Source organism: Amycolatopsis anabasis (genome assembly GCF_009765355.1).
Taxonomy (GTDB): Bacteria; Actinomycetota; Actinomycetes; order Mycobacteriales; family Pseudonocardiaceae; genus Amycolatopsis; species Amycolatopsis anabasis.
Genome location: NZ_VTHK01000098.1, coordinates 1 through 1,272 on the forward strand (window position 1 = coordinate 1; position 1,272 = coordinate 1,272).

At 67.9% G+C, this 1,272-nt stretch carries 3 protein-coding genes; 2 read left to right on the plus strand and 1 reads right to left on the minus strand.

Annotation, left to right across the window (positions count from 1 at the left end; genetic code table 11):
- The coding region (locus FXO23_RS48575; RefSeq protein ID WP_179957084.1) for an FAD-dependent monooxygenase at nt 1–617 on the plus strand (617 nt) is incomplete at its 5' end.
- Here the strand turns inward: FXO23_RS48575 and FXO23_RS48580 are convergent.
- Nucleotides 566–724 carry an ATP-dependent Clp protease proteolytic subunit gene (locus FXO23_RS48580; protein WP_218952420.1) on the minus strand — a complete coding sequence of 53 codons (159 nt, stop codon included), beginning with the start codon at nt 722–724 and terminating at the stop codon, nt 566–568. The two genes, FXO23_RS48575 and FXO23_RS48580, sit on opposite strands and share 52 nt — an antisense overlap.
- A 111-nt stretch (nt 725–835) precedes the next feature.
- Between FXO23_RS48580 and FXO23_RS48585 the strand changes: the two genes are divergently transcribed.
- Nucleotides 836–1,264: a nucleoside triphosphate pyrophosphohydrolase family protein gene (locus FXO23_RS48585; RefSeq protein ID WP_158895663.1), complete on the plus strand. Its 429-nt coding sequence runs from the start codon at nt 836–838 to the stop codon at nt 1,262–1,264.
- Nucleotides 1,265–1,272 lie beyond the last annotated feature (8 nt).

Sequence of the window (1,272 nt, forward strand, 5' to 3'; positions counted from 1 at the left end):
ACCAGCACCGGGAGTCCGGGCGCTCAGCCCTCCTGCGACCCATCCAGGACGCCACCCGGGCGATGGCGATGTTCTACTTCGCCTCGGTCGGCTTCGACGTCGACTACCGTGACGTCGCGGCCCAGAAGGTTCTGCTGCGTGAGCGGATGGCCGGCCTGGGCTGGTTGACCCCGGACATCCTCGCGCACCTGGACGACACCCCGGACTTCTACCTCGACCAGGTCGCCCAGGTGGTGATGGACCGCTGGTCGAGCGGACGGGTGGGGCTGCTCGGGGACGCGGCGTTCAGCTCGTCGCCGATGTCCGGGCAAGGCACCGGGCTGGCCCTGGTCGGCGCCTACCTGCTGGCCGGTGAACTGGCCGCCGCCGGGTGGGACCCCGACGCCGGGTTCGCTCGCTACGAGGCGCGGATGCGCTCGTTCGTCGAGGCCAACCAGGAGATCGGCCGGCTGAACGCCCGCAGCCGCGACGTCCCCGGGCCAGACGCCGAGCCGAGCCCCGATTTCACCGGCGAATGGTTCACCGAGCTGGTCGGGCGCGCGATCAACGGCATCGAACTGCCCGACTACGCGGGGGTGCCGGACTCCGGGCCGATCACCTCCTCGGCCAGGCCGTAGGCCACCGCCTCGGGCCCGGCGAACCAGCGGTCCCCGTCGAAGTCGATGGTGATCTGCTCCAGCGACTGCCCGGTGTGCTCGGCGGTCCAGGCTCGGTCGTGCGTCACGAGCACCCGGTAATCGGCATTTCCGGACGTTCGGTTGCCGTCGCCGTGATCGGTCCGCACGGTGGGTCTGGAACATGTTCTCTCGGTGGATCACCTGTTGTCGGTGGTCCCATGACTGGCAACGTGGTGCACGATGGTGGCAAACGACATGCGGACCGGTCAGGCCAGGTCGAAGGGCAACACGCAGCAGGAGTTGGACGACAAATTCGTGCTGAACTGGCCGACGTGTTGCGTCATGTCCTGCTGATGGCTCGGCACGGGGGTGTCGATCTGAAGGAGCAGGTCGAGCGGAAGTGGTTGGTGTGGCATCCCGACAAATCTGTACCTGCCGTCGCGGAGCCGGTAGGGCCAGCCGACCCTAGGCAGGATCTCGCGGTTGGATCTGAGGCAACTGCGGAGACCACGGGGCTGCTCATGACCGAGCGCACCGGATCGCCCGGTGAGAATGACGAGGAGGCCGCCAAGATGGCGGACGCGATCGACCAACTCGTCGACCTCGGGCTCGTCACCGTCGAACTCGATGACGAGCCCGAGGGGTAGCAGTGCTG

Bases quoted from the DNA above. Each gene is read 5' to 3' on its own strand.
- FXO23_RS48585 (WP_158895663.1), top strand. From the start codon at position 836: ATGACTGGCAACGTGGTGCACGATGGTGGCAAACGACATGCGGACCGG.